23 protein-coding genes are annotated in these 23,557 nt (G+C 57.9%); 14 read left to right on the top strand and 9 right to left on the bottom strand.

The features are described from left to right. Positions 1-5: 5 nt before the first annotated feature. Positions 6-2,147, bottom strand: coding sequence for an ATP-binding protein (locus ACP15L_RS17970; RefSeq protein WP_425085222.1), 2,142 nt, complete (start codon positions 2,145-2,147; stop codon positions 6-8). After that, positions 2,144-2,851 carry a response regulator transcription factor gene (locus tag ACP15L_RS17965; RefSeq protein WP_425085221.1) on the bottom strand — a complete coding sequence of 236 codons (708 nt, stop codon included), beginning with the start codon at positions 2,849-2,851 and terminating at the stop codon, positions 2,144-2,146. Before ACP15L_RS17965 ends, ACP15L_RS17970 begins: the two co-directional genes overlap by 4 nt. A 220-nt stretch (positions 2,852-3,071) precedes the next feature. Here ACP15L_RS17965 and ACP15L_RS17960 point away from each other — a divergent pair, with 220 nt between their 5' ends. After that, the gene (locus ACP15L_RS17960; protein WP_425085220.1) at positions 3,072-3,800 is read left to right on the top strand and encodes an adenylate/guanylate cyclase domain-containing protein; all 729 of its coding nucleotides are present in this window, start codon (positions 3,072-3,074) and stop codon (positions 3,798-3,800) included. 134 nt (positions 3,801-3,934) lie between these two features. On the opposite strand, the gene ACP15L_RS17955 is transcribed toward ACP15L_RS17960, so the two are convergent. Next, positions 3,935-4,702, bottom strand: coding sequence for a DUF5765 domain-containing protein (locus tag ACP15L_RS17955; protein WP_425085219.1), 768 nt, complete (start codon positions 4,700-4,702; stop codon positions 3,935-3,937). Positions 4,703-4,742: 40 nt separating this feature from the next. Here ACP15L_RS17955 and ACP15L_RS17950 point away from each other — a divergent pair, with 40 nt between their 5' ends. Continuing rightward, positions 4,743-5,597 (top strand): class I SAM-dependent methyltransferase, encoded by an 855-nt coding sequence (locus ACP15L_RS17950; RefSeq protein WP_425085218.1) that lies wholly within the window; start codon positions 4,743-4,745, stop codon positions 5,595-5,597. A 145-nt stretch (positions 5,598-5,742) separates the two neighbouring features. Beyond that, positions 5,743-6,705, top strand: a complete 963-nt coding sequence (locus tag ACP15L_RS17945; protein ID WP_425085217.1) for a fatty acid desaturase — start codon at positions 5,743-5,745, stop codon at positions 6,703-6,705. A gap of 8 nt (positions 6,706-6,713) precedes the next feature. Here ACP15L_RS17945 and ACP15L_RS17940 read toward each other — a convergent pair whose 3' ends face one another. The 4 genes from ACP15L_RS17940 to ACP15L_RS17925 all read right to left on the bottom strand — a co-directional run bounded on the left by ACP15L_RS17940 (position 6,714) and on the right by ACP15L_RS17925 (position 9,834). Next, complete coding sequence (locus ACP15L_RS17940) at positions 6,714-7,640, bottom strand: hypothetical protein (protein ID WP_425085216.1); 927 nt, start codon at positions 7,638-7,640, stop codon at positions 6,714-6,716. 93 nt (positions 7,641-7,733) lie between these two features. Beyond that, on the bottom strand, positions 7,734-7,994 hold the full coding sequence (locus tag ACP15L_RS17935) for a DUF6525 family protein (protein ID WP_419739338.1): 261 nt from the start codon (positions 7,992-7,994) through the stop codon (positions 7,734-7,736). Continuing rightward, positions 7,991-8,626, bottom strand: a complete 636-nt coding sequence (locus tag ACP15L_RS17930) for a DUF1826 domain-containing protein (RefSeq protein WP_425085215.1) — start codon at positions 8,624-8,626, stop codon at positions 7,991-7,993. The genes ACP15L_RS17935 and ACP15L_RS17930 overlap by 4 nt, the downstream gene beginning before the upstream one ends. Next, positions 8,623-9,834, bottom strand: coding sequence for a GTP-binding protein (locus tag ACP15L_RS17925; protein ID WP_425085214.1), 1,212 nt, complete (start codon positions 9,832-9,834; stop codon positions 8,623-8,625). Before ACP15L_RS17925 ends, ACP15L_RS17930 begins: the two co-directional genes overlap by 4 nt. A gap of 104 nt (positions 9,835-9,938) precedes the next feature. Between ACP15L_RS17925 and ACP15L_RS17920 the strand changes: the two genes are divergently transcribed. After that, positions 9,939-10,334, top strand: coding sequence for an RrF2 family transcriptional regulator (locus ACP15L_RS17920; protein WP_425085213.1), 396 nt, complete (start codon positions 9,939-9,941; stop codon positions 10,332-10,334). A gap of 170 nt (positions 10,335-10,504) precedes the next feature. Here ACP15L_RS17920 and ACP15L_RS17915 read toward each other — a convergent pair whose 3' ends face one another. After that, entirely contained in the window at positions 10,505-11,518 is a 1,014-nt protein-coding gene (locus ACP15L_RS17915) for a LacI family DNA-binding transcriptional regulator (protein WP_425085212.1), read from the bottom strand. A gap of 231 nt (positions 11,519-11,749) precedes the next feature. On the opposite strand from ACP15L_RS17915, the gene ACP15L_RS17910 reads away from it, so the two are divergent. The 6 genes from ACP15L_RS17910 (at position 11,750) to ACP15L_RS17885 (ending at position 17,933) form a co-directional block, all read left to right on the top strand. After that, positions 11,750-13,054: an extracellular solute-binding protein gene (locus tag ACP15L_RS17910; protein ID WP_170481536.1), complete on the top strand. Its 1,305-nt coding sequence runs from the start codon at positions 11,750-11,752 to the stop codon at positions 13,052-13,054. A 72-nt stretch (positions 13,055-13,126) separates the two neighbouring features. Continuing rightward, complete coding sequence (locus ACP15L_RS17905) at positions 13,127-14,008, top strand: ABC transporter permease subunit (protein WP_425085211.1); 882 nt, start codon at positions 13,127-13,129, stop codon at positions 14,006-14,008. A gap of 11 nt (positions 14,009-14,019) precedes the next feature. Further along, entirely contained in the window at positions 14,020-14,913 is an 894-nt protein-coding gene (locus ACP15L_RS17900) for an ABC transporter permease subunit (protein ID WP_170376923.1), read from the top strand. Positions 14,914-14,924: 11 nt separating this feature from the next. Continuing rightward, complete coding sequence (locus tag ACP15L_RS17895; protein ID WP_170666947.1) at positions 14,925-15,971, top strand: sn-glycerol-3-phosphate ABC transporter ATP-binding protein UgpC; 1,047 nt, start codon at positions 14,925-14,927, stop codon at positions 15,969-15,971. Then, entirely contained in the window at positions 15,971-16,987 is a 1,017-nt protein-coding gene (locus ACP15L_RS17890; RefSeq protein WP_425085307.1) for an endonuclease/exonuclease/phosphatase family protein, read from the top strand. Before ACP15L_RS17895 ends, ACP15L_RS17890 begins: the two co-directional genes overlap by 1 nt. A gap of 205 nt (positions 16,988-17,192) precedes the next feature. After that, positions 17,193-17,933 (top strand): 4'-phosphopantetheinyl transferase family protein, encoded by a 741-nt coding sequence (locus ACP15L_RS17885; protein WP_425085210.1) that lies wholly within the window; start codon positions 17,193-17,195, stop codon positions 17,931-17,933. Between the two features lie 142 nt (positions 17,934-18,075). Here ACP15L_RS17885 and ACP15L_RS17880 read toward each other — a convergent pair whose 3' ends face one another. Beyond that, positions 18,076-19,104, bottom strand: coding sequence for an SMP-30/gluconolactonase/LRE family protein (locus ACP15L_RS17880; protein WP_425085209.1), 1,029 nt, complete (start codon positions 19,102-19,104; stop codon positions 18,076-18,078). 115 nt (positions 19,105-19,219) lie between these two features. On the opposite strand from ACP15L_RS17880, the gene ACP15L_RS17875 reads away from it, so the two are divergent. The 4 genes from ACP15L_RS17875 (at position 19,220) to ACP15L_RS17860 (ending at position 23,531) form a co-directional block, all read left to right on the top strand. Next, on the top strand, positions 19,220-20,269 hold the full coding sequence (locus ACP15L_RS17875) for a patatin-like phospholipase family protein (RefSeq protein WP_425085208.1): 1,050 nt from the start codon (positions 19,220-19,222) through the stop codon (positions 20,267-20,269). Between the two features lie 133 nt (positions 20,270-20,402). Then, the gene (locus ACP15L_RS17870) at positions 20,403-21,416 is read left to right on the top strand and encodes a catalase (RefSeq protein WP_425085207.1); all 1,014 of its coding nucleotides are present in this window, start codon (positions 20,403-20,405) and stop codon (positions 21,414-21,416) included. A 4-nt stretch (positions 21,417-21,420) separates the two neighbouring features. Continuing rightward, complete coding sequence (locus ACP15L_RS17865; protein ID WP_170376913.1) at positions 21,421-22,137, top strand: hypothetical protein; 717 nt, start codon at positions 21,421-21,423, stop codon at positions 22,135-22,137. Further along, positions 22,134-23,531, top strand: coding sequence for a Dyp-type peroxidase (locus tag ACP15L_RS17860; RefSeq protein WP_425085206.1), 1,398 nt, complete (start codon positions 22,134-22,136; stop codon positions 23,529-23,531). Before ACP15L_RS17865 ends, ACP15L_RS17860 begins: the two co-directional genes overlap by 4 nt. The last annotated feature ends 26 nt before the right edge of the window (positions 23,532-23,557 follow it).

Here is a 23,557-nt window from a genome sequence, read left to right as displayed (position 1 = left end):
CCGCATCACGAGGCCTGTCGCTTCAGACCCTGAATGACAACTCCGCAGGATTGAATAAGCTTGTCCAACTCAGCGCCGTAATTCTCGGCACCGCTGCGCAAAAGTCCCTCGACCGATTGTGCCTTGGCGGCCAATTCTGTTTCACCAAAACTGGACACACTGCCATAGACCCGGTGAACGAGGAACTCGATCCGGTCCCTGTCACCCTGCCCCTGCGCTTTCTTAAGCTCGACATAACAATCTTCGAGCGACTCTCTGAATGTCAGGAAAACCTGTTCTAACTCTTCATTACTCAGGAATTTCCTCAGGCGTTCTTTGGTGTCATCGGTGTTTGGAATGTACGATATCTCAGACGATGGCTGCCCGAGTGAGGCCCGCATGGCACCATACAGTACCCGCTCATCCAAAGGTTTGGACACAACCGCATCAAAGCCAGCGTTCGTGTATTCGTCCAGATCTTCGGGCATCACGTTGGCGGTCACGGCGATGGTCGTGATCGACTTGTCCAATCCCGCTTCCTTGGCAATCTGCTTCAGGTCACGGGCCAATTGAACGCCGGTCGTGTCGGGCAGTCGGATATCGGTCAGAATGCAATCGGTGTCATCTGGACGGAAGCGCGCAATCGCCTCTTTGCCCTTGGCCGCTGCGGTGACCGTATGACCATCCCTCTCCAGCAGGCTTTTGAGGATCTCCATGCTGGTAGGGTCATCCTCGATGATCAGAACGTTTTGCTTCGTCCCGACCGTGGCTGCAAAACCCGCCATTTCGGATTGCGGGCTCGGGGCCGGGGCCGCGTGGAAAGGCACTTCGACCCGGAACACTGTCCCCTCGCCCAGATTGCTTTTGACTGACACCTGCCCATTCAGCGTTGAGACAAGCCCGCGCACAATCGAAAGTCCCAACCCGGTTCCGCCTGTTTTGCGCGAGTCGATGTTCGAGGCCTGCGTGAAGGGTTCAAAGATATCCTTGACTTGGTCCTCGGGCACACCGATCCCGGTATCGCTGACTGTAAAGGCCACCGACTGCTTTGATTGCTCAAATGACAACGTGACCGAGCCTTCATTGGTGAACTTCACCGCATTGCCCAGAAGGTTCAGCAGGATGTGCCTCAGGTGGCCACTGTTGCCACTGAGATAAACGCCATCGTCAAACTGCGGGATGATCAACTGTACGTTCTTCGACCGTGCCAGTGGGCGCAAGACGGCCTCGAGGTCTTGCAGAACCTCGGACAGGTTGAAGGTGCGGAACTCGCGATCTTCGGGCTTTTCCTCAAGACGCGCGATGTTGAGGACATCGTCGATGAGATTGCGCATCGCAAGGCTGGAGCGTTCAATCTCATCCAGTCTCTGGTCCAGAGACTCAGGGTCCTGCGGGGTCAATTTGATCAGGCGGATATTGCCGACGATGCCATTCAGCGGCGTGCGCAGCTCATGACTTGCGGTTGCCAGAAACTGGGATTTCGCCTCATTCGCCTTTTCCGCATCGTTGCGCGCCTTTTCCAGATAGACGCTCTGCACGAAATTGGCCCGCAGCGTGCGTTCGGAAAAAAACTTGGCATAAAGACCAATCAAAACAGTGGAAGCCAGAACGAAGGAGGGGCCGATCCAGGTGTCCATCCCGCTGCTCAGGCTCGTTTTGTCGAACACCAGATAGTATGAGACCGGCACGAACAGCAAAAGTTGCAACGCTGCCGAGTGGGAAAAGACAAAGGGCAGAAACACGGTGCCCGCAAGGCTGATCAGCGCAAAGCGATACAGAAAATCCTTGGATTCATGGTCCCCGGAAAAGGCGAAGGCGGCCCAGATGGCCAGATACATCATCGACCAGCCGGTCGAGATGATCACGGGCAAAGTACGCGCGGGAAGTTTGTGAGAGAAAAAGAACAGCCCAAAGATAAACGAGATGATGAACAGCCGCGCACCCCAAACGGCCAGATCCTGACCCGAGAAGCTGCGGGAATGGAGAACAAAAACTTCAAGAAAAGCAAAGACGACGTAGAAAGACGCTCCAAACAGCAGCGCAGTGCGGAATTGCCCGCGTGTGGATTCGAAGTACCAATCGCGGTATTGGGCCTCAAACTTCTTGTCCAGAAAGTTCTGGGTGACCGCGTTGATCGGCTCATCATATATGAAGGCGCGGGGTTTCACTGTCGCGTTACCCCCAGTCGATAGCCGACCCCGTGGACCGTCACTATGATCTTGGGACCATCGCCGCCATCCGACAGCTTCCTGCGGATCTTGGCAACCAGAGCATCAATCGTGCGCTCTCCGGCGTCATGGTCGGGCGATAGGGCAACTGCATCCAGCAGCACCGACCGGGACAGCACCCGACCGTTCGCGTTGACGATGGCCATCATCACGTCGAACTCGGCCCGTGTGACGGGTATGACCTCGTGCTGGGCGTTCCAGACCTGTCGACTGTCCAGATCAATCTCGATCTCTCCCAGCCGGACTTTGCTATCCTGCCGGGGCATCTGAGCCTGGGGGTTTGTGCGTCTGAGCACTGCGTTGATCCGGGACAAAAGCTCATCCGGGTCAAAGGGCTTGGTCAGATAGTCGTCACCCCCGATGTCCAACCCGCTGATCTTATCACTCGCGCTATTGCGGGACGACACGAAGATGATCGGTGGATGCGCTGATTTCGCCCGCATCGATCGCGCCAGTACCAGACCGTCCTCATCCGGCAACCCGAGGTCCAGCAGGGCGATATCCACCGATTGAGACGCCAGCGTCGCACGCGCATCCGCAACATTGGACGCTTGAAGAACATTGTAATGCGGTCGAAGGAGCGCGGACGTCAGAGCAAGCAATGACGGATCGTCCTCTACCAACAATACGTTCAGCTTCTTCAACTCTGCGGTCCTACCTGTCTGTTTCTAAACACAGCTTGGCACGTGTGAGTGTTTTCGTCCAAACCATCCCCACACTCTTTTTGGAATATGTTCAGCCACGGACACAAGCCTAGCGTGCGTAAGAACCGGGCCTGTTAACATCTGGTTAACATCTGCATCGCGGTTTGGTGACAATTTGATTTTAATCTCTGTCTCAACGTCCCGATTTGTTGGTGCAGTTATGTTGAATACATCTTTTGAAATTATTGAACCCATCGACGATCCCGAACTGTCTGAACTTCCGGCGCCATGCAGCAAGCATAGCACTCTGGCAGTCGTTGATATGGAGAGCAACGAACCGGCGGTCGTGAAGACCTTTCCGGTTCGCCCGACGATCATCCACCCTCAGCCGAGCGCATTGATCGACCAAACGTTCGAGGACAATATCGCCGAATACGAGGCTGATGGTGAAAACAAAAGCCTGTTGGTCACAATCATGATGACCGATGTGGTAAACTCGACCGAGATCGTCGCGCGTCTAGGCGATGCCGAGTGGCGCGATATCATGGACACTCTGGATACGGCAGCGCTTGAGACTGTCGCAGAACACGAAGGCACACTTGTGAAACTGATGGGTGACGGCATGCTGGCGATCTTTCCTCGCCCCAGTGCCGCCATCGCTTGCGCCAAGGCCTTTCGGGCCACGGCAGACGCGCTCGGCCTAAAGCTTCGGGCCGGTATTCATTGTGGAGAGTGTCTGCGCACCACCAACGATGTGACCGGCATCGCGATCGCAATCGCGGCCCGTGTTCTTAGCCTGACACCGGGAGGGCAGACATGGGTTTCCAGCACCGTGCGCGATCTGGTTTTGGGTCTGGGACTGGAGTTTCAGGAAATTGGCCCCAAACAGCTGAAAGGCCTGCGTGACGATTGGGTTCTGTATCAACTGGAGGATGACGCCGAGACGTAGTCGTGCCTCCATAGAGTTTCTTGCCTCCCACCGGCTTGAGGGGGAACCGGGTCTCCGACCAGATCGGAACTGCGGTTCGCAGGTTAGGCACGAGGTAAAGAAAGTGATGCGCGGGTGAACGGTTTGTTAGGGTATTAGAGTGATTTTTTATTGGTCCCGTTCACCCAGCGCAGCACAGTCCACAAAGGCCATGATCTTGCTTGCAGCGCCGATTTGAGCGGCGTGAACACGATCATCATGACAATGCCCAGCGAGAACAGACACCAGATCGCAGGCATTTCCGTAGGGCTATCGGTTGAGGCCAAGGCCAGCGTGGGCCCGATAAGCAGTTGAAACCCCGCGACTTTCCATGCGCCCAGAGCGGCGGGCAGCAGAAACATCACCGTAAAATAGACCGGGAAGTTCAGATCATATTGCTGCCCAAGAATCCTTGCAGGCAGGCTTTCACCCAGATCATTCAGTGGCAAATGCCACCCTATGTGCCAGCTTTCCGCCTTCACACACAGATGATCGCTGCACAAAAGACGACCCGGTCGGCACGGGCCTGCCCACTCGAACGGATAAATTTGCAGCAACAGATACGCTCCAGTCACTGCGCCAAGACCTAAGACCACGGGCGCTATCATACCGCGCACATCCTTTGGGATGAAATACAACGCGAGAATGCCGGTAAACAGCGGCTGAAAGGCGATATGTATATAGGCCAGCAACGCGGCGACCTGATTTTGGGGCAATGCGCATTGCCCCTCGACAGAATAGGAATAGCCCTGCAGCACCTCAATCGCGGTGAAATACACCAGCGGAGACCAAAGCAGCGGGCTCTCGCCTTGGCGTATGGCCTTGACGGTGGCGATCACCCCGACGGCGGCAATGGTATAGGACGCTGGCCCGCTCCAACACATTGTTATATCAATCCTTCAAACCACTCGTCTTGGGATCAGTATGCATTCGGTCAGCCCTCAAGAAAGCCTTTTTTCGGTCGACGACATTCTTGAGGATTTCGCGCGGTTCGACTTTCCCCTGAAAGACATCTGGCTTAGCGCAGCTCGGTTTCATTTCCAGAATCTCGACCCTGAAATCTGCGCCCTGCCCCCCGGCGCGCGGGCGCTGGAGATCGGCTGCGGGGCAGGTATCCTGCTAACCATGCTGCGCCAGCGGAACCCTAACATTACGCTGGACGCCATCGAGCCTTTCGCCGATGGCTTCGCACCGATGGAGCATGTTCTGGATCACGCCGCCAAGCTGGGTGGAGGCATTGAACGCAGCACCTATGAGGCGTTCACTCCGTCACAACCCTATGACCTGATCTACATGGTCAACGTTCTGGAGCACTTGCCGGATTGGCGGCATTTCCTTGATACTTTGCCGCGTTTTCTGGCCCCACAGGGCCGCTGCCTGATCCTCTGCCCCAACTACGGCTTCCCGTATGAGCCGCATTTCAACATCCCCGCGCTTCGCTCAAAGACCCTGACAGGGCGGCTGTTTCGAAAGCGGATCACATGGGTTGAGGACACCTACGAAGTTCATGGGTTGTGGAACAGCCTCAACTTTGTCCGCTTTGCCCAGATCAAACGTCACCTGAAGGGGTCCGGCCTGCGCCTACGCGTGCGGTCTGAGATCACCGACCGCATGATCGACAGATTCAGCGACGATCCTGTGTTTCAGGAACATATCGGAGTGTTCAACGCGATTGGGCGTGGCGCAAAGAAACTGGGCCTTACGCAGATCGTCCGCGTTTGGCCATTCGAGAACATACAGCCCTATATGTTTCTGGAGTTGTCCCAAACCGACGCCTGAGCCGGGAACCGCAACGCATTTGGCGGAAATCCAAAGCCGTGCTAACGGTTGGGGACGCTAAGCGTTTTCATAGTCTCAATCATTTTCAGTGACGGTAATGAGTTCGATCAAGGTTCCGAGGGAATTCACAAAACCAGAAGATAGGATGGCCTTCAAAGCGCTGGCGATCAGCGCGGGCGTCGTCGCTGCAGGGCTTGCTATCCCTGCCCTTTTTCCCGGAGCATGGCTTTCCCTGACCTTAAGTTCGTTTCTGTTTGGAGCCGGTATACTTAGGCTCTACTCCATTCAGCATGATTGTGGGCACTACAGCTTTTTCACAAACCGCACGTGGAATGATCTCCTTGGGAACCTCCTGTGCCTCTTTTCCGGGATCGCCCATAGCGTTTTGAGGTATAATCACAACCTGCATCACCAGCATCTAGGCAATCTGGATCACCGGGACGCCCACGAGGTCTATGTTATGACCCGGCACGAGTACGAAGCCGCGCCCCTGTCCAAGAAACTGTTCTACCGCGCCTATCGGCACCCCATCACATTGTTCCTCATCGGCCCGGTCCTGATCTACTTCGTCCAATACCGCTGGCCCCGAAACACGCTGAAAGTCAGCATCCGGGATGTACTGCTGCAGAATATCGCGATGTTCACCTTCTGGGGCCTGATCATTACATTTCTTGGCTGGTGGAGTTTTTACGCCCTGATCCTTGGAAGCCTTCTTGCAGGCAGTTTCGGAATATTTGTCGTCTATGTCGGACACAACTTCGAAGAAACCTATTGGCGGCAGTCGGGAGACAAAACTGCCCATGCAGCCGCTCTGCACGGTGCGAGTTCGCTCCGACTAGGACCGGTTGTGGATTTTGTTCTGCTGAATTTCGGTTTCCATGACCTGCATCACCTGAACGCCAAGATCCCCTGTTATCACCTCAAGACCTGCAACGCCTCAATCGCGCAGGACTGGAACAACGCGGCGATCGACATCAGAGGCGCGCTCAGTTGCCTGAAATGGAGGCTGTGGGACGAGGATACCAATCGGATGATCCCCTTCCCACATAGTCTGCGCCATGATCTCAGCCTGGACTGGCGCGGCCCGGCACCTTCGGCGAAGCTTTAGACCTGGCGCTACTGTGACGGCAGGCCGGTGTCGGGCATGGTGAAATCGTCCGGCAGGATCACGATATCCTTGGGGTCGACTGTCAGCCTCATGGACGTGGGCGAGGTCACCTCGACCACATTGTGGAAATGGGCGTCATAGTCATCAGGCAGAAGCATGCGATCGTCCCGGTCCCTCGGGTCCGCGCGCAGCCAGGTATCGAACCCGGTCAAATCGTCGAATTCATCTGCGAAATAGTCATGCAGGCGCCGGAAGAGCTTGGGCCAGATTGCCAGATTCTGATAATTCGCAGGGGTTACTTCGAAGTCTTGACCGGGGGCCGACGCATCATCGGGATACAGGCCATTTCCAGTCGCACGGGCCTGATCCGCAATCCCTCCGAGATGCTGCGCAAGTGAGATCGGCAGCGTCAGGTAGAACAGTGGATAGGACTGACCAGCCTCCAGGCTGCGCGCGTTGAAGCTCTGATCCACGCGGTCCGGCATCAGTTTGAATACCTCACCGTCCGGTTCGGGCGCATCACCCGAGTAGACAAAGGCCACAATCCGGCCGTGGCCGTCCAGACCATTGGTCAGGATGTAGCCGCGAACCGGGTTGTTTTCGACCTGCTTCACCTTGTTGGGCTTGTCCTCCCAGAACACCACGTCTCCGAACCCGGCCCAATCCAATAGAAAATCGCGCGACGCCTCCGCAAGGTGTTTGTTCTGATGCGCGCTGCGGAAATGGGTTTCGAGCGCATCCAGCCCTTCAAAGCGCAGATTGATCATCCCACGCCCATTGAAGCCGGGCCGGGGCTGGCCCGAACGCCAAAGGTCCTGAACAAGCGACGGGTCATCTGGCTTGAATTTCAGAGTATCTCCGTCAGGTTCCGGGCCCTGCTTTGGAATGTCTGGGTAAAAAATATGAAACTCGCCCTTAATCAGCTTATAGGCCATTGCGCCCTCCGTAATTCATCAATCAACAATGATCGGATGGTGACGGCTGAGCGTAACAGTTTCAAGTCAAAGCGACCCCAGAGCGTGGGTGCCTTAACCGCGCGGCAGGGCCATCACCTTGTCACGTGCCAGTGTACTCGCCTCGGCCCGATTCAGCGATAGCAACGTTTCTTCCGGCGTAAGACCCTTGGCCAGCGCTTTGACCCAAATCCGGCGCGCCGAGACGGGCGACCATGGCAGGGCCGCTTCGGACAACCACTGCCGCAACGGGGCGGGCAGGCTGTCAAAGACGGCCATGGGATCACCCGCGCGCTTCCTGCGACGCAAGCTGCTTTGCCCCAGATTTCCGGTCATGCAGCCTCTTCCGGGTCGGTGATCGGATCCAATACCAGTACGAGCCGGGTCTCGCCGGTGCCTTCGATCGGAGGGGAACGGTGCAAAAGGCCCGACCGCGGTGTTTCCGGCCAGCGTGTCCCGCGCAATAGGATCGGAGAACCGGTTTGCACCGTAAAGACACGTTTCGGCTCAGCGCCATCACGCGAAATGCCGTATTGCGTACCAGTGCCGCGATAAGTGCAGACCAGTCGCGCGGTGATGGCGTCGATATGGAACTTGCGGCAAGCGTTGGTCGTGACAACATCCAGCCGCAACCGCAAATAACGGGCCGAGACGAGATCTGAGAACACCTCTGCCAGTAAGGCGATATCCGCCTCCAGCCAATCCCGCTCAGGGCATGCTGGCAAACCGGACATGTCGCAAAGATGGCCGATTGTTTCGGCCACCTTGCCCAACGGAAGGATCACCCGCCCGTTCGGCAGGTCCTCGGGGTCAAGACTATTTAGCCAGCTTTGAACACTGGGCGGAGTTTGACGCCGCCAAAGTGCCGCGGCGCAACCCGGGTTGAGAAAGGCGCTCAGCGCCTCGGGCGTATCCGCAACGCCAACCCCAACGGCCGCACCGATCACGGTTTGGCGTACAACGCTCATGCTGCTGCCTCAGCCCGACGCCAGATCGGGAACGGGTCGGGATGGTCCGGCAAATTGTCGGGACCCAAAGCCGCAACGGCAGGTACGAGGCAAGCATCCAATCGGGCCCTGAGGGTCGGCCAGTCAATCCCTGCCCCGATGAACACTAATTCTTGCCGGCGGTCTCCCCATGGTTCTTGCCAATGGGCCTGCATATAGGCACGGGCACTGTCATGGGTCGGTCGGTGTTCTTCCTGAACCGAAGCCCACCAAGTGCCCAAAGGCTGCACGCTAGAGAGCGCTCCGGCCAGCGAAAACTCAGCCACCCAATCGGGACGCGTAGAAATCCAGAAATGCCCCTTGGCCCGGATCACACCCGGCAGATCGCCGTTTAGAACCTCAAGGACACGCTCGGGCACGAAGGGCAAACGCGCCCGGTAGACATAAGACGCAACACCATATTCTTCAGTCTCCGGCACGTGGTCAGCAAAGCCATACAGCTCTTTGGCCCACATCGGATGCTCATGGGCTTTTTCGAAGTCAAACAGCCCGGTATCGAGGATTTTCTCAGCCGCCACAGCGGAGTGATTGACCTCGACGATCTCGGCATCCGCATTAAGGCTGCGGATGATCTTGCGGGCCGCGTCGACCTTTTCCGGCCCGGCATCGTTGACCTTGTTCAGGATCACGACATCGGCGAACTCAATCTGATCGGTCAGCAAATGGACGAGGGTACGTTCGTCTTCCTCGCCCATGGTCTCACCGCGATCCAGCAGGAAGTCATGCGAAGAGAAGTCCCCAAGCAGGTTCACCGCATCGACGACTGTCACCATCGTGTCCAGCCGTGCAACGTCGGACAGGCTTTCACCATACTCATCGCGGAAATCAAAGGTCGCAGCCACCGGCAGAGGCTCTGAAATACCCGTCGATTCAATCAGAAGATAGTCAAAGCGCCCCTCAGCCGCTAGTCGGCGGACCTCATCCAGCAGGTCATCGCGCAGGGTGCAGCAGATACAGCCGTTCGACATTTCAACCAGCGTCTCGTCCGTGCGGCTCAGCTCGGTATCGGCGCGAACGAGGTCGGCGTCGATATTCACCTCCGACATATCGTTCACGATCACCGCGACACGGCGACCTTCGCGGTTGTTGAGAACCCGGTTAAGCAAAGTGGTCTTGCCAGCCCCAAGAAATCCGGAAAGCACCGTGACGGGAAGGCGCGTATCTGACATATGAGTCTCCATAGCTCTGGATGCGGTTCTTGTAACTTTCATAGTTACTAGATTAATGCAACAGCCAAAGTTACGTTGCCAGCAGGTTTGGAGAACCCCGTCATATGAAGCGCAATAGCCGCCTGTCACTTGCCCTGCATACGCTCAGCCATATGGCCGGAGAGCCGGACCGTGTGCGCACCTCAACCGAAATTGCGGATCATGCCGGAACCAACCCGGTTGTTGTGCGTCGCGTTTTGGGAAAATTGCGCGCCGCCGGTCTACTGACATCCGAGAAAGGCCATGCAGGCGGATGGCGTCTGGCCCGCGTGCCGAGCGAAATCACGCTAGCCGACGTCTACCTTGCGCTGGACGAGCGCCTTGTCGCAAGCGGCAGTGAAGATGAGGCGCCAACCTGTTCTATCGAACATGCCTTGCAAAAACGCTTGCGCGGCGTCCTGGAAGAGATTGAGCAGAGCTTGGTAGAAAGACTGTCAGAGACGTCGATCAAAGAGGTCTGAGACAGGCCCCGACCCACACTCACAACAACTTGCGGCAGCAGAAAGGCACCTTTGTCGAAACCTGTCTCCCTTTGACGGCAAAATCGGGTGAGAGGCGGTGTGAAGAATATCAAATCCAACACGCGCCGACGAACCCTTCACGGTTTCAGGCACCTCGGGCCGTATCAGCGTCAATGGGTACCGCGCGGGACAAAGAAAGGCTCGATCAGAAGGGTCTCACTGTCCTTTGCCGGTTCAGCCAGACGTTTTTCCAGCAAGGTGATCACATGTTCGACCGAAAGGTCGATCGGATTGTTGATCGTGCTGAGATTGAACGCGGGCCACCCGGCCATTTCAATATCATCAAAGCCCACAATCGAGAGTGTTTCGGGCACGTCCACGTCCAACTCCCGTGCCGCGGTCAACGCTCCTATCGCGCTGGCATCGTTGGCACAGATCAGCGCATCAAGGCTGTTTTCCCGCAGCAGTTTCTGCGCTGCGTCGTATCCAGCCCCAACCGTGAAATCTCCGACCTCTTCCGCGATTAGGGACAATCCTGCCGCCGCCAAAGTGTTGACCACCCCGGCCCTACGATCATCTGAAGATCCGAACTCGGCAGCGCCTGCAATGAACCCGAACTGCGTGCGGCCCTTGTCCAACAGAACGCGGGTCGCGAGGGTCATCCCCTCGGCATTCTTGCAGCACACATTGTCGATCCCTGCTGCATCAACGATCCGCCCGGATGAGATCATGGGGACCCCGAATTTGCTGCATTGCTCCACAAGCGCGCCGGGCATGCTGCCTCCGCGCAGAATCAAAGCATCCAGCGGATAGCGCAAAACCTGATCCATAGCTGATTCCGCGCTCTCGCCACTGCCATCAATCAGAATCGGCCACTTGTTCAGAGCGTTCAACTGCCCGACCAACCGGTTCACAAACTCCGAGTCGTAGGTGCTCCGCTTGTTGCCCACAAAGACTGCTACGAGGTGCGAGCGCCCTCCCTTCAACCCTGCCGCCAACGCGTTGGGTTGATACCCCATACTGTCAGCCATACGCATGATTTTTATACGTTTTTCAGCATCAAGGTAAGCGCCGGGCGTAAACGCACGGGACACGGCCGAGCGGGACACGCCCGCCGCATCGGCAACCGCCTGCGCCGTAACGCGGCGCGGTCTGTCCAGTTGTTTTTTGCTGTCATCAACCACGCCTTAGCTGTCCATCTTTTTCATCGAATTTGTCAATATTGCTAGAAATCTTTCATCGAACTGTCATACGTTAACAGTATGTGGTCACGTGTGCAGATTTCAGCCGCGTTCCACGGATGCAGGTCGGAGGCTGCGCGCGAAAAACGCCGCGGGGGAACCTGCATGAAAACCGGCACATAATGCCAACGGTCCTTTAGCTGCAAAGGGCCGACACCGAACCGGAGGATCGAAATGAACAATCTGAAGTTTTGCGCAACAGCTGCCGCGCTCGCGTTCACCGCGACCGCAGCTTTTGCAGAAACCGAAATCACTTGGTGGCATGCCCATGGCGGGCAGCTGGGGGAAACCGTCAACAAGGTTGCCGAGAAATTCAACGAGTCGCAGGACGAATACACAATCACTCCGATCTACAAGGGCAGCTACGAAGAAACGCTGACCGCAGGGATCGCTGCCTTCCGCGCGGGCGAGCAGCCCAACATCATGCAGGTGTTTGACGCAGGTGCCGCGACCGTGATCGCAGCCAAGGGCGCGACCGTACCGGTTCAGGACCTGCTGGCTGAAAACGGCGTCGAATTCGACATCAACGATTACATCGCCGGTGTGCGTTATTTCTATGCCGACAGCGATGGCAAGATGATCGGGATGCCGTTCAACTCGTCGACCCCGATCCTGTATTACAACGTCGACGCTCTGGAAGCTGCAGGCGTGACCCCGCCGAAGACATGGGAAGAATTCCAGTCGACCACCGCTCCGGCGCTGAAAGAGGCAGGCTACATCCCGCTCAGCCAATCGCACCTGCCCTGGATTTTCACCGAGAACTTCATGTCGCGTCACAACCTGCCGTTTGCGACCAACAACAACGGCTATGACGGCATGGACACCGAGATCCTGGTCAACAACGACGCGATCAAGGCGCACTTCACCGCCGTGACCGAGTGGAAGGACAACGGCATGTTCGAATGGTATGGCACCGGTTGGGGTGACAACGCAAAACCGTTCGAAGAAGGCAAAGTTGCCATGTGGCTGGGCTCGTCCGGTTCCTTCGGCGGCCTGCTGCAGAAAGACCTGGGCTTTGAATTCAGTGCGGTTGAGCTGCCCTATTGGGAAGCTGTCACGGCTGAGCCGACCCAAACCTTCATCGGCGGCGCAGCTCTGTTCGCGATGTCGGGCAAGTCGGACGAGGAAAACAAGGCAACTGCCGAGTTCTTCCGCTTCCTGACCGCGCCTGAGACCCAGTATTTCTGGCACCAGGAAACTGGTTATGTCCCGATCACCGAGGCCGCTTATGAAGCCGCCAAGGCAGACGGCCACTATGAGCGCTATCCTGCCGCCGAAGTTGGCGTAAACCAGCTGCAAGCCAAGGCCGGTGACAACACCAAAGGCTACCGCATGGGCTTCTACGTTCAGATCCGCGACATCATGAACCGCGAGTATGGCCGTATCCTGACCGGTGAGACCGACGTGGAAAGCGCCTTCCAGAACATCGAAGCCGAAGCCAACGAATTGCTGGCGCGCTTCGCAAAGACTCAGGGCTAAGGTTCTGGGATCACCCCCAAGATGGTCGCGCCTTTGGGCGCGGCCATCCCCCATTTTGAAACTGGACTAACAATGAAACGCGCGGGCTTCGACACTATCTGGCTTCCTGTGGCGCTGCTGCTACCGCAGCTCATGATCATCGCCATTTTCTTCTACTGGCCCGCTGGATGGGCGCTACAATCGTCGTTCTTTCTGCAAGACCCGTTCGGGTTCGGCTCGACCTTTGTAGGGGCGGACAATTACACCTCATTGCTGGGCAATGATCAGTACAAACGCATCGCGTGGTTTACGGTTGTCTTCTCAATTCTCGTCACCTTCTTTTCGCTGGCCATCGCGCTGTTGCTGGCGGTCAAGGCCGACAAGGTGATCCGAGGGGCGAGATCCTATCGCACCCTGCTGATGTGGGTCTACGCGATCGCACCCCCGGTCGCAGGCTTTCTGGGCATTCTGTTCTTTGATCAAAGTACCGGCCCCATGACCAAGTTTTTCGGAATGTTCGGCTGGGAATTCAAGCTGGGCGTTGACTACAACGCCACCGCAACGGCAATGATCATCGTCGCGGTGTGGAAACAGATCCCGGTGAATTTCATCTTCTTCCTGTCGGGCCTGCAATCCATCCCTCGTTCAGTCCGCGAGGCGGCCATGATCGATAACCGCTCGTCCACGCGGCGGTTCTGGGACGTGACCTTTCCTCTGCTGGCCCCGACCGCGTTTTTCCTGCTGATCATCAACATCACCTATGCCCTGTTTGATACGTTCGGCATCATCGACGCACTGATGAAGGGTGAGCCGGGCAACAACCCGATGACCCTTGTCTACAAGGTGTATCTGGATGGCTTCCGCGGCAACGACCTTGGCGGATCATCCGCGCAGTCCGTAGTATTGATGGCCCTTGTTCTGATCCTGACCGTCTTCCAGTTCCGGCTGGTGGAACGCCGGATTCACTATACCTGAGGGAGGATATCATGGCCGACACCACACTCGACACACCCGCCGTGACCCGCAAACCCCGCAGAATCCGCTGGGAAACGATCGGAGATCACTTTGTCCTCATCCTTGGGTCCTTGCTGATGATCCTGCCGCCTCTGCTGGCGCTGACCACGGCCAGCCACGATGCGGTCACCATTCACCGCGAGGGCATCCAACTGGGCCTAGGCGACGACCTGGGCAAGAACTTCAACGCCGCCATGTTTGAAAAAGGCGGGTTCACGCAGACCGTTGACGGCACCTTGATGCTAATGAACTCCTTCATTCTGGGCATCGGCTTTGCCGTGGGCAAGATCATCATCTCGATGATGGCGGCCTATGCCATCGTCTATTTCCGCCTGCGCTTTGCAACGCTGGCCTTCTGGGTGATCTTCACCACCCTGTTGCTGCCGCTTGAAGTCCGCATCCTACCCTCCTACGAGGCGATCCAGAAACTGGGCCTGACCAACACTTATACCGGTCTGATCGTTCCCCTAATCGCATCTGCCACAGGCACGTTCTTCTTCCGGCAGTTCTTTATGTCCGTCCCCGAAGAACTGGCCGAGGCGGCCCGGATCGACGGCGCAGGGCCGTGGAAGTTCTTTATCGACATCCTCGTCCCGCTCAGCCGCACGATGATTGCCGCGATCTTCATCATCATGTTCGTCTTTGGCTGGAACCAGTACCTGTGGCCGACGCTGATCACGACGGATGAAAGTTTCTTCACGCTGGTCCGTGGCATCAAACAGATCGTGCTGACCTACACCGACAGTCAGATCCCCGAGCATGGACAAGCGTTGGCGCTGGCCATTGTTGCGATGATCCCGCCGGTGGCGATCGTCATCTTCTTCCAGAATTGGTTCGTCAAGGGCCTCACAGAATCCGACAAATAAGGAATACGCGCATGGCTCAGGTATCATTAGAGGGCATCCGCAAGGTCTATCCCAACGGCTTCAAGGCCGTTCAGACCACCAGCTTCACCATTCAGGACGGCGAGTTCGTTGTTCTAGTCGGCCCTTCGGGATGCGGTAAATCCACACTGTTGCGGATGATCGCGGGGCTCGAGGATATCACCGAAGGCACGCTGAAAATCGGCGACCGGGTGGTCAATGATGTGGACCCGGCAGATCGGGACATCGCGATGGTTTTCCAGAACTACGCGCTCTACCCGCATATGACGGTGCGCAAGAACATCGGATATGGCCTGAAGAACCGCGGCACGCCCGCGTCCGAGATCGCAGCCAAGGTCGAAGACGCCGCCAAAATGCTGAACCTGACTGAATATCTGGACCGCAAACCTGCGCAATTGTCCGGTGGTCAACGCCAGCGCGTCGCCATGGGGCGTGCCGTGGTGCGCGACCCTGCCTTGTTCCTCTTTGATGAACCCCTTTCAAACCTCGATGCGAAGCTGCGCAACCAGATGCGGATCGAGATCAAAGCCCTGCAGCGTCGTCTTGGCACGACGGCAGTTTACGTAACCCATGACCAGGTCGAGGCGATGACGATGGCTGACAGGATCATCGTTTTGAACGCAGGCCGGATTGAGCAGATCGGTACCCCCTCCGAGATCTACCACAATCCGGCTTCTACCTTCGTCGCCTCGTTCATGGGTGCCCCACCCATGAACCTGATCGAGGCCGAAGCGTCAGACGGACAGGTCCGCCTCAACGGCTATGACGGGCTGATGCCCGCGCCACAGACCGTCAGCGGCCCGGTGACCATGGGTGTACGTCCCGAGGATGTCGAACTGGATGAGAACGGATCCGTCTCGTTCCAGGTCGACATCCTCGAAGAACTTGGCGCGCATCGTTTGCTGCACGGAACGCTTGCGGACCAGCCCTTTACGGTCATGGTCGGTAAGGATCATAGCGTGCACACGGGCGAGACCCGCATCACCCTGAAACACGACGCCCTGCGTCTGTTCGACGTGGAAACGGGAAAAGTCCTTTGATCACACAGACTGTCGCGACTTTGCCCGCTGTCACATCTGACCAGCGGGCTGAAATCCTGGCTTCCCCACGCACAACGACGGCGCATCGGTCGCTGATGGCATCCTTGCCGGCGATGAACGCGCTGCAATTGGGCGGCGAGGCTACAGCGGCTCAACTGCCCGCGCAGATCACCGTCGCCGCCTGGAATGTTGAACGCTGCCTGTTTCCCGAAGAAACCGCCGCGCATCTGGACCCGATTGCACCAGATATCGTTCTGCTCTCCGAGGTCGATTGCGGCATGGCCCGCACTGCGCAACGCCACACCACCGAAGAGGTCGCTCGCGCCCTTGGCATGACCTACGCCTTTGGCGTCGAATTTCACGAGCTTGATCTGGGCGGCCCGACCGAGCGCGCCTTTTGCACCGATGATTTCAACACAACCGGCTGGCACGGCAACGCCGTGTTGTCCTCGGTCCCGTTTGAGCGCACGGCGTTGATCCGGTTGGACGACCACGGCCACTGGTTCACCCCCGAAAGCGGCGCTGCCGATCCCGAGCAACCCCGGGTCGGGGGGCGCATGGCTATTGCCGCCGTGGTGCCAACCGAACGGGGGCCGATCTGCGTGGTCTCCACTCATCTGGAAAGCAATTCCGCCGCTGAACACCGGCAAGTTCAGTTCGAACTTCTGCTACGGGAGATTGACGCCTTCGCCCCAGACATGCCCGTTCTGATCGGCGGAGATCTGAACACAGGCAACCACCTTCCCCCCGATTTCGACTGGCGCCGCGAAACCTTGTTCGCACTGGCCGAAGATCAGGGGTATTCGTGGGAGTTTACAGCCGAGGGCGACACGACCCGCCCCAGTCTGATCACGCCACACCCGGACCGAAAGATGAAACTGGATTGGCTGGCCGGGCGGGGATTCACGCCCGTAGACAAGGGCGTGCTGAGTTCAATCTCGGCCACTGGCACACCGCTTTCCGACCACGACTGCGTTTGGACAAAGGCCGATATCTCCGCACTTTCAGACGCATAATCCAATTCCGATCGTAGTCTGACACGCGTCTACGAGATTTGAAGACATGAGGGGCGCTGAGTCCCCCAACCCTTTAGGCGAGAGGTAGGTTTTGTCGGATGCTCAAATGGTTCCCTACATTTCAAGCTGCCCCACTGTGCAGGCGTCATACAATTTGAAAATCCGGATTGACGTGGCGCGACGCTTGAGGGAAGCCAAGGGGGCCATGACACTGCCCGCCCAACACCTCTCTTCCCTTGAAACGCGCTCCGATGGGTTCCTGACGGACGTGGGGGCCATGGACATCGGGTCTGCGACAGCGACTGCTGTGATCGCGAGGTTTGATCAATCTCGTTTTGAAGATGACCTTTTCACGACGTTGTGCGTCGACCGACCGGATCGTTTGGACAGGGCCGTTGAAAAGAGAAAGGCCGAGTACCTTGCAGGCCGTGCCGTAGCCATGGCCGCTTTGGCGTCAACGGGGCATGCGTCTAAGCAGATCGCCACAGGTCCCAACCGTGAGCCGATCTGGCCCGCAGGCGTGGCAGGCTCGATCACGCATTCAAAGGGGCGCTGTGCGGCGATTGTCACCGATCAGCCAGGCACTTTGGTTGGTGTCGATATAGAGGAAATAGCAGAAAGATCCTCACTGGATGCAATTTTCAAAGTCGCTTTGCAGCCAGATGAAACCCGGCTGATCCGGGAAATCGACACGCAAGCGTTGACGGCAACGCTTGTATTCTCGGCCAAAGAAACTCTCTACAAGGCCCTGTTTCCTGCGGTTCAACAGTTCTTTGGTTTTGACCATGCCGAACTCTACGGCGAGCCCAGTGAAACCCTACTGAAGCTGCGGTTGACCAAATCGTTGAAGAATACGGTCACGGCAGGGTCGGTCTTCGACATCGGCTACCGACAACTGGGCGGCAGCGTTATTACTTGGCTTGTCACACCAGCGCCTGCAGACTGAGCCTCAGCAGGCCGGCCAAGGCCTTGTGCTTCTTGTTCCGTGTCGCCGGGTTACACCTGCGAAACACCGATGTCTCGCTCCGCTACTGGCTATCGCTCAAATATCTGCTGATCTCGCCCGCGCAAGGCAGACGGTCCTTACATCAAGCCGTAAACTCCAGCTTCAACCCCGGACGAGGCCATCTGGCCTTGTAGATTTTGCCCGTGCTGGAGGCGGTGATCCAGATATCCTGCATGTCCTCACCGCCGAAACACATATTGGTCGTGAAAAGATCAGGGATGGCGACATGTTCCGTTGATCCATCGGGGCTGAACACCGTGATCCCGCCGTTGAAAATCGTCGCCACGCAGACCCGTCCGTCGGCCTCAACCTTGAGACTGTCGAGCCATTGGTAGCCCGGCAAGGTCTGCACCACCTGCCCCGGCATCCCCGGAATCGGGCCGGGCTCGACTTGACCCTTGCCGGTGATCTTCATCGCCCAAAGCCTCCCGAATACCGTGTCCGAGACATAGACGGTGCCGCCATCCGGCGACAGCCCGACCCCATTGGGCATCGGAATCGTCGCGGCCTTGATCAGGGTCTTGCCGTCGATCGTGGCATAGTACAGCCCGCCATAGCGCGTGGACTCCGCGTCCTCGATCCCGGTATCGGTGAACCAGAACCCGCCCTCCTTGTCGAAGACCAGATCGTCGGGCGCGATCAGCCGTTTCCCCTCATAAGAATCGAACAGCATCGAGACCTCTCTGGTCTCAAGATCGACCCGATGCACGGACCCACCCTTGTAATGCGGACGAATTGGGGCGGGGACGGTAATATCGTCGGGGCCGTAGGGCACGAAACTGTAGACACCGCCGTTGTTGCAGACATAAGCCGCGCCATCCGGGCCGATCGCCACGCCATTGGGGCCACCGGGGATTTCGGCCACCACACTGACGGTGCCATCGACGGACAAGCGCGCAAGGGTCTGCTCTTTGATATCCACGAACAGGACCGAGCCATCATTCATCGCAACCGGACCTTCGGGAAAGCCCAGCCCGCTGCACATCTCATGTAGTTCCAACGCCATAGCCTCAACTCCCTGATTGCGCCGTGGCCCCGGTGGGGTCGGCCATTGCGGGCCAAGCCCGTCCTTTTCGCGGCGAACTGTGCTGACAAATACAGGTTTTCGCAAGGCTTTTTCCAATTTGCTATGCGGGATAAGCCTAAACGGGTCGCAAAACGGCTGGCTTTTCCCAGCCCAGTTATCCTAAAACCCCTTACAACTAAAAAGCGATGAGGCGCATCGAATGGTATTCAAACTTGTGTCCTGCGATGGCGGGGGGATCAGGGGCTACCTGACCTGCTTGATCCTGCAAAGCTTGCAGGAGGAGACCGGCGTTCTGGACAAGGCGGACGGGTTCGCCGGCACCTCGACCGGTGGGCTGATCGCCGTGGCGCTGGCGGATGGCCGGACGCAGGGCAAGGATATGGGCCGGCTGATCGGCGACCTTGCCGCGCATTACCGTGAAGATGCCGACAAGATCTTCCGCGAAAACGAACACAGCTTTCTGGACAAGGCGCTGGATGAGGTGCTGCGGCGGTTCAAACTCGGCGGAGGTCCGGGCATCACCGCCTCGCAATACAATGCCACCGGGCTCGAGGAGATCGGGCGCAGTCTAGTTGGAGACCGCAAAGTCAACTCTCTGTCCCCGGATCTCGTTCTGGCGGTCAACACCGTGTGCCTGCATCGCAGCGACAAGGTGGGATGGTCCCCGTTTACCATCACCAACCAGGTGCTGGGCTACGAAAAATGGCTGGATATGAGCGATGTCGGCCTGCTGGATGTCGCCATGGCAAGCTCAGCCGCGCCATCCTATTTCCCGCCGCATCAGATCATCTCGGGCGGGGAGGACTATGGTTATTTCGCCGATGGCGGGGCCTTTGCCAACAATCCGGTGATGAACGGCATCAACGTGGCCATCGCCGCCGGTCGCGCCGAAGGGCTGGCGCATATCGAGGCTCTGTCGATCGGCACCGGTCAACAGCCCACAGATATCTCGGAGGAGATGATCAAGAACCCCGACGATTGGGGCCTGTTGAAGTGGTTCGGGATCACGTCGGGCGCGCCTCGGGGGGCTTTGATCGAACTGCTGCTGACCACATCGGCTGAGAACCAGCATTGGATGGCCCATCTTGTGTTAAAAGAGCGGATGGTGCGTCTGAACCCTTCGCTACCCAAGGTCGTGGGGCTGGCGACACACCGACCTGAATCCTACGATCTGATGGAGAAGGCATTCTACTCCTGCCGGCAAAGTGAATACTGGACCCATGCCAAAGATATGCTGAACAAATGGTAGCCGACCTCGGTTTTGCTTGATCAAACAGTGGCTTCGCCGGGGTTTACGTATTCTTCCTGTTGCCTTTGCGCGACCAGTGTTTATGGTTAACGCCACGTTTTGGGGGTAACTTCAGTTAACAGGTGGTCAAGTCATGAGCGATCCCGGCCTTGCCGAGAAGCTGGTAGAAGTTCTGCATCGTCCTGATGGCGATCTGGCCCTGCGCCCCGTTCACACAATCGGGATCAGTGCGACCGGCTATTTCAAGCCCACGCCCATCGCCCGGAATTTCTGCGCCGCGGATCACTTCACCACGGAAAAGACGAATGTGATTGTTCGATTCTCGAACGGGTCGGGCTGCGCTGTGGTGCATGACGGCTGGTCCGATGTCCGGGGTCTTGCGGTGCGGTTTCACCTGTCGGATGGCTCCGATACCGACCTGATCGCGATGAACCTGCCCGAGTTCTTCACCCCGACGCCCGAGACGTTTCTGGATTTCGCCGAGGCCGCCAAGCCCAAGCTCTACAACGGTCAGACCCCCTGGCAGAAAATCTGGAGCTACCTTCAACTGATGCTGCCTGAACGCGACCCCTATCCTGGCGAGACGATCAGCCCGGACGAAGGCGCCATTGGCTTTGCCGACCGGAACGCCTATTCTCAGCTTGGTGTATTGCAGGCCGCTCAGATCGGCGCGCCGACAAGCTATGCGCGGGCGGCTTATCACGCCTGCCATACATTCATCGTGACCGGAGCGGAGGGCGTACGCCACTGGGTGCGGTTTTCGTGGCAACCCATCGCAGGCGTGCTGAACACCGACCCGGATGAGACACCGGTGGATGACTATCTGCAGGCCGAACTCAGGGAACGTCTCGCCAAGGAGCCTGCGCGGTTTTCCCTGATGATGACAATCGGTGAGGTCGGAGACGATTTCAACAACTCCTCGCGCCCCTGGCCGCCCCATCGCAAACGGATCATGATGGGCGTTCTCACGCTAAACGCTGTGCCTGAGGACCAGATAGAACAGTCTGAGAAGCTCAGCTTCAATCCTGGTTTGCTGACCCCCGGGATTGAGGCCTCGGATGATCCGGTGCTGAAAATGCGCATCGACTCGTACAAAATCTCAAGCGCTTGGCGCGGCGGGTCCCCTTGCCCGTTCTCGAAGGGGTAAGGTCATGACTCGTCAGAACAGTTGGTTCAATCGCTACGTCAACACCCTGCCGGATCGGGGATGGTTCAAGTTCCTGTCACGCTACATCGTTGTGCCCTATTGGCACTGGCGCGACCCCAAGCCTAAACTGCCCGGTGGCCCGCGCCCCTCACCGCAACCCAGCGAGAACGTGCAGCGCATGATGAATCTGATCATGCCGCTGAAAGACCCCTCGCCCGCTGGACGTGCCCATGCTGCACTAGCCATCGCGCAAAATGTCGAAGAGATATTTGCAGGGCTCGACAATGTCGGAACGGTGCATTTCGCCCGGTTTCTGCTGATCGACGACAAGATATGCATGATTTCGGTCTATGATGGCGATTTCAGCAACTACATTCGGGATTTCATCACCACCATCGGCAGTGTGTTCAACGACGTCATCTCGCTGGTGGACGGGGCGGAACACCTAATCCCGACCGAGCACAACGTCGAAGAGTTCATCGACTGGGTCCATGAGCACGACCTGTTTCAGGCCCCCGATTTCCCGACCGACCTGTTCGGCCTTCAGGATGAGGCCAAAGGGCTGCCTCCGAACCAGCCGCCGCATCGGCTGGAAACCCTCCCGCGTGCGTTTGTTCTGCAACTCTACGCGAACCCTAACCTGTCGCTGGGGGGCGGTTATCGCGCCTATCCGGGCGTTTCCGCCGCGCAAGTGCGCCAAAAATTTGGACAAGGCTGGTGACTGCAAAACTCGATCTCGCCGACATTCAGGGCAACATCCTGCGCGGTTATCGCCGCGATCTGGTGCGCCATCTGTTTCTTGAAGTCACCGACCGCACCGCGGCCCGTCAGTTTCTGGCGACCGCCGTCGATGGCGGCAGTGAAACCGTCCCCGAAATCACCCGAGGTGTGTTGTGGGAGGTCAAGCCGCCCTTCTGTTTCAACATCGGCCTGACCTATGCCGGGCTGCGCGCCCTTGGCACCGCGTCCGAGGATCTGAAAACCTTCCCCAGCGAATTCGTGCAGGGCATGACGAAACGCGCGATGAAACTGGGCGATTTCGGCACCAGCGCACCGGATCACTGGCCGGCTCCGTTTGATCAACCTGACCGGGTTCACATCATGGCGTCGGTCTATTCCGACGTTCAGGATCACCTAGACCTGGTAGAGAAACAGGTTGGCGCGGCCTTCACCATTCTGGGTAAACGCGACGGCCGCAATCTGGCCGATAGCAAGGTGTTTTTCGGCTATGTCGATGGCATTTCCCAGCCCCGGTTCGAGCAGGTCTATGACCCCGAGCAAGCCGGTGTCGATGAACCGATTGACCCGCTGGGCACCGCCCTGCTGGGTTATCCCACACGCCAAGAGGGCGTGGTGTTCCGCGTCCCCTCGCCCAATGCGCTTGGTTTCAACGGGTCGTTCAATGCGTTCCGAGTTCTGGCGCAGGATGCGGCCGGTTTCGAGGCTTATCTGGACAAAGCCGCCGATGATCTGATGGGTCACCCGGATCGCGATAAATTGGTCGATCCGAACAATCTGGAACGCATCGGCGAAGGCCTGGACATCCACGGCGCTCTGCGAGAGGTTGTCGCGGCCCAGATGTGCGGGCGCTGGCGAAACGGCGTTCCATACGAGCTGTCACCGGACGCGCAATGGCCTGAGCATGAGGTCTCGCTGACCAATTTCAACTACAACGCGCATTCCCGCTGTCCTGCCGGGTCGCATCTGCGACGCGGCAACCCGCGTGGCGGTCGGATCGTGCAACGCATCGCCAACTACACGCGACGTTTGGTGCGGCGCGGCATGTCCTACGGCCCGGATTTCGACCCCCAAAACCCCGACACGGCTGAGCGCGGCCTGCTGGGCAGCTTCATCGGCGCCAATATCGGCGCACAGTTCGAAGCGGTGATGTGCGACTGGATCAACCTCGGCCTGCACGACCCGACGATCACGGGTGCCAATGATCCTCTGCTGGGGGCGAACACGCCGGAAACCAGCTGGTTCGACCTCAGCCTGCCCGATGGGGGCACGATCCGACTGCACGGCTTTCCCCGACTGATCCATACTCGCGGTGGCGCGTACACGTTCCTGCCGAGCCTGACGGCGATCAAGTACCTGTCCGGGTTGACGAACTAGGCAAAGCTGATCATCTCGACCAACAC

The organism is Ruegeria profundi, from assembly GCF_049800715.1.
Classification (GTDB): domain Bacteria; phylum Pseudomonadota; class Alphaproteobacteria; order Rhodobacterales; family Rhodobacteraceae; genus Ruegeria; species Ruegeria profundi_A.
The sequence above is the reverse complement of the archived record's forward strand: the minus strand, read 5'-3'. Positions and strand labels throughout refer to the sequence as shown.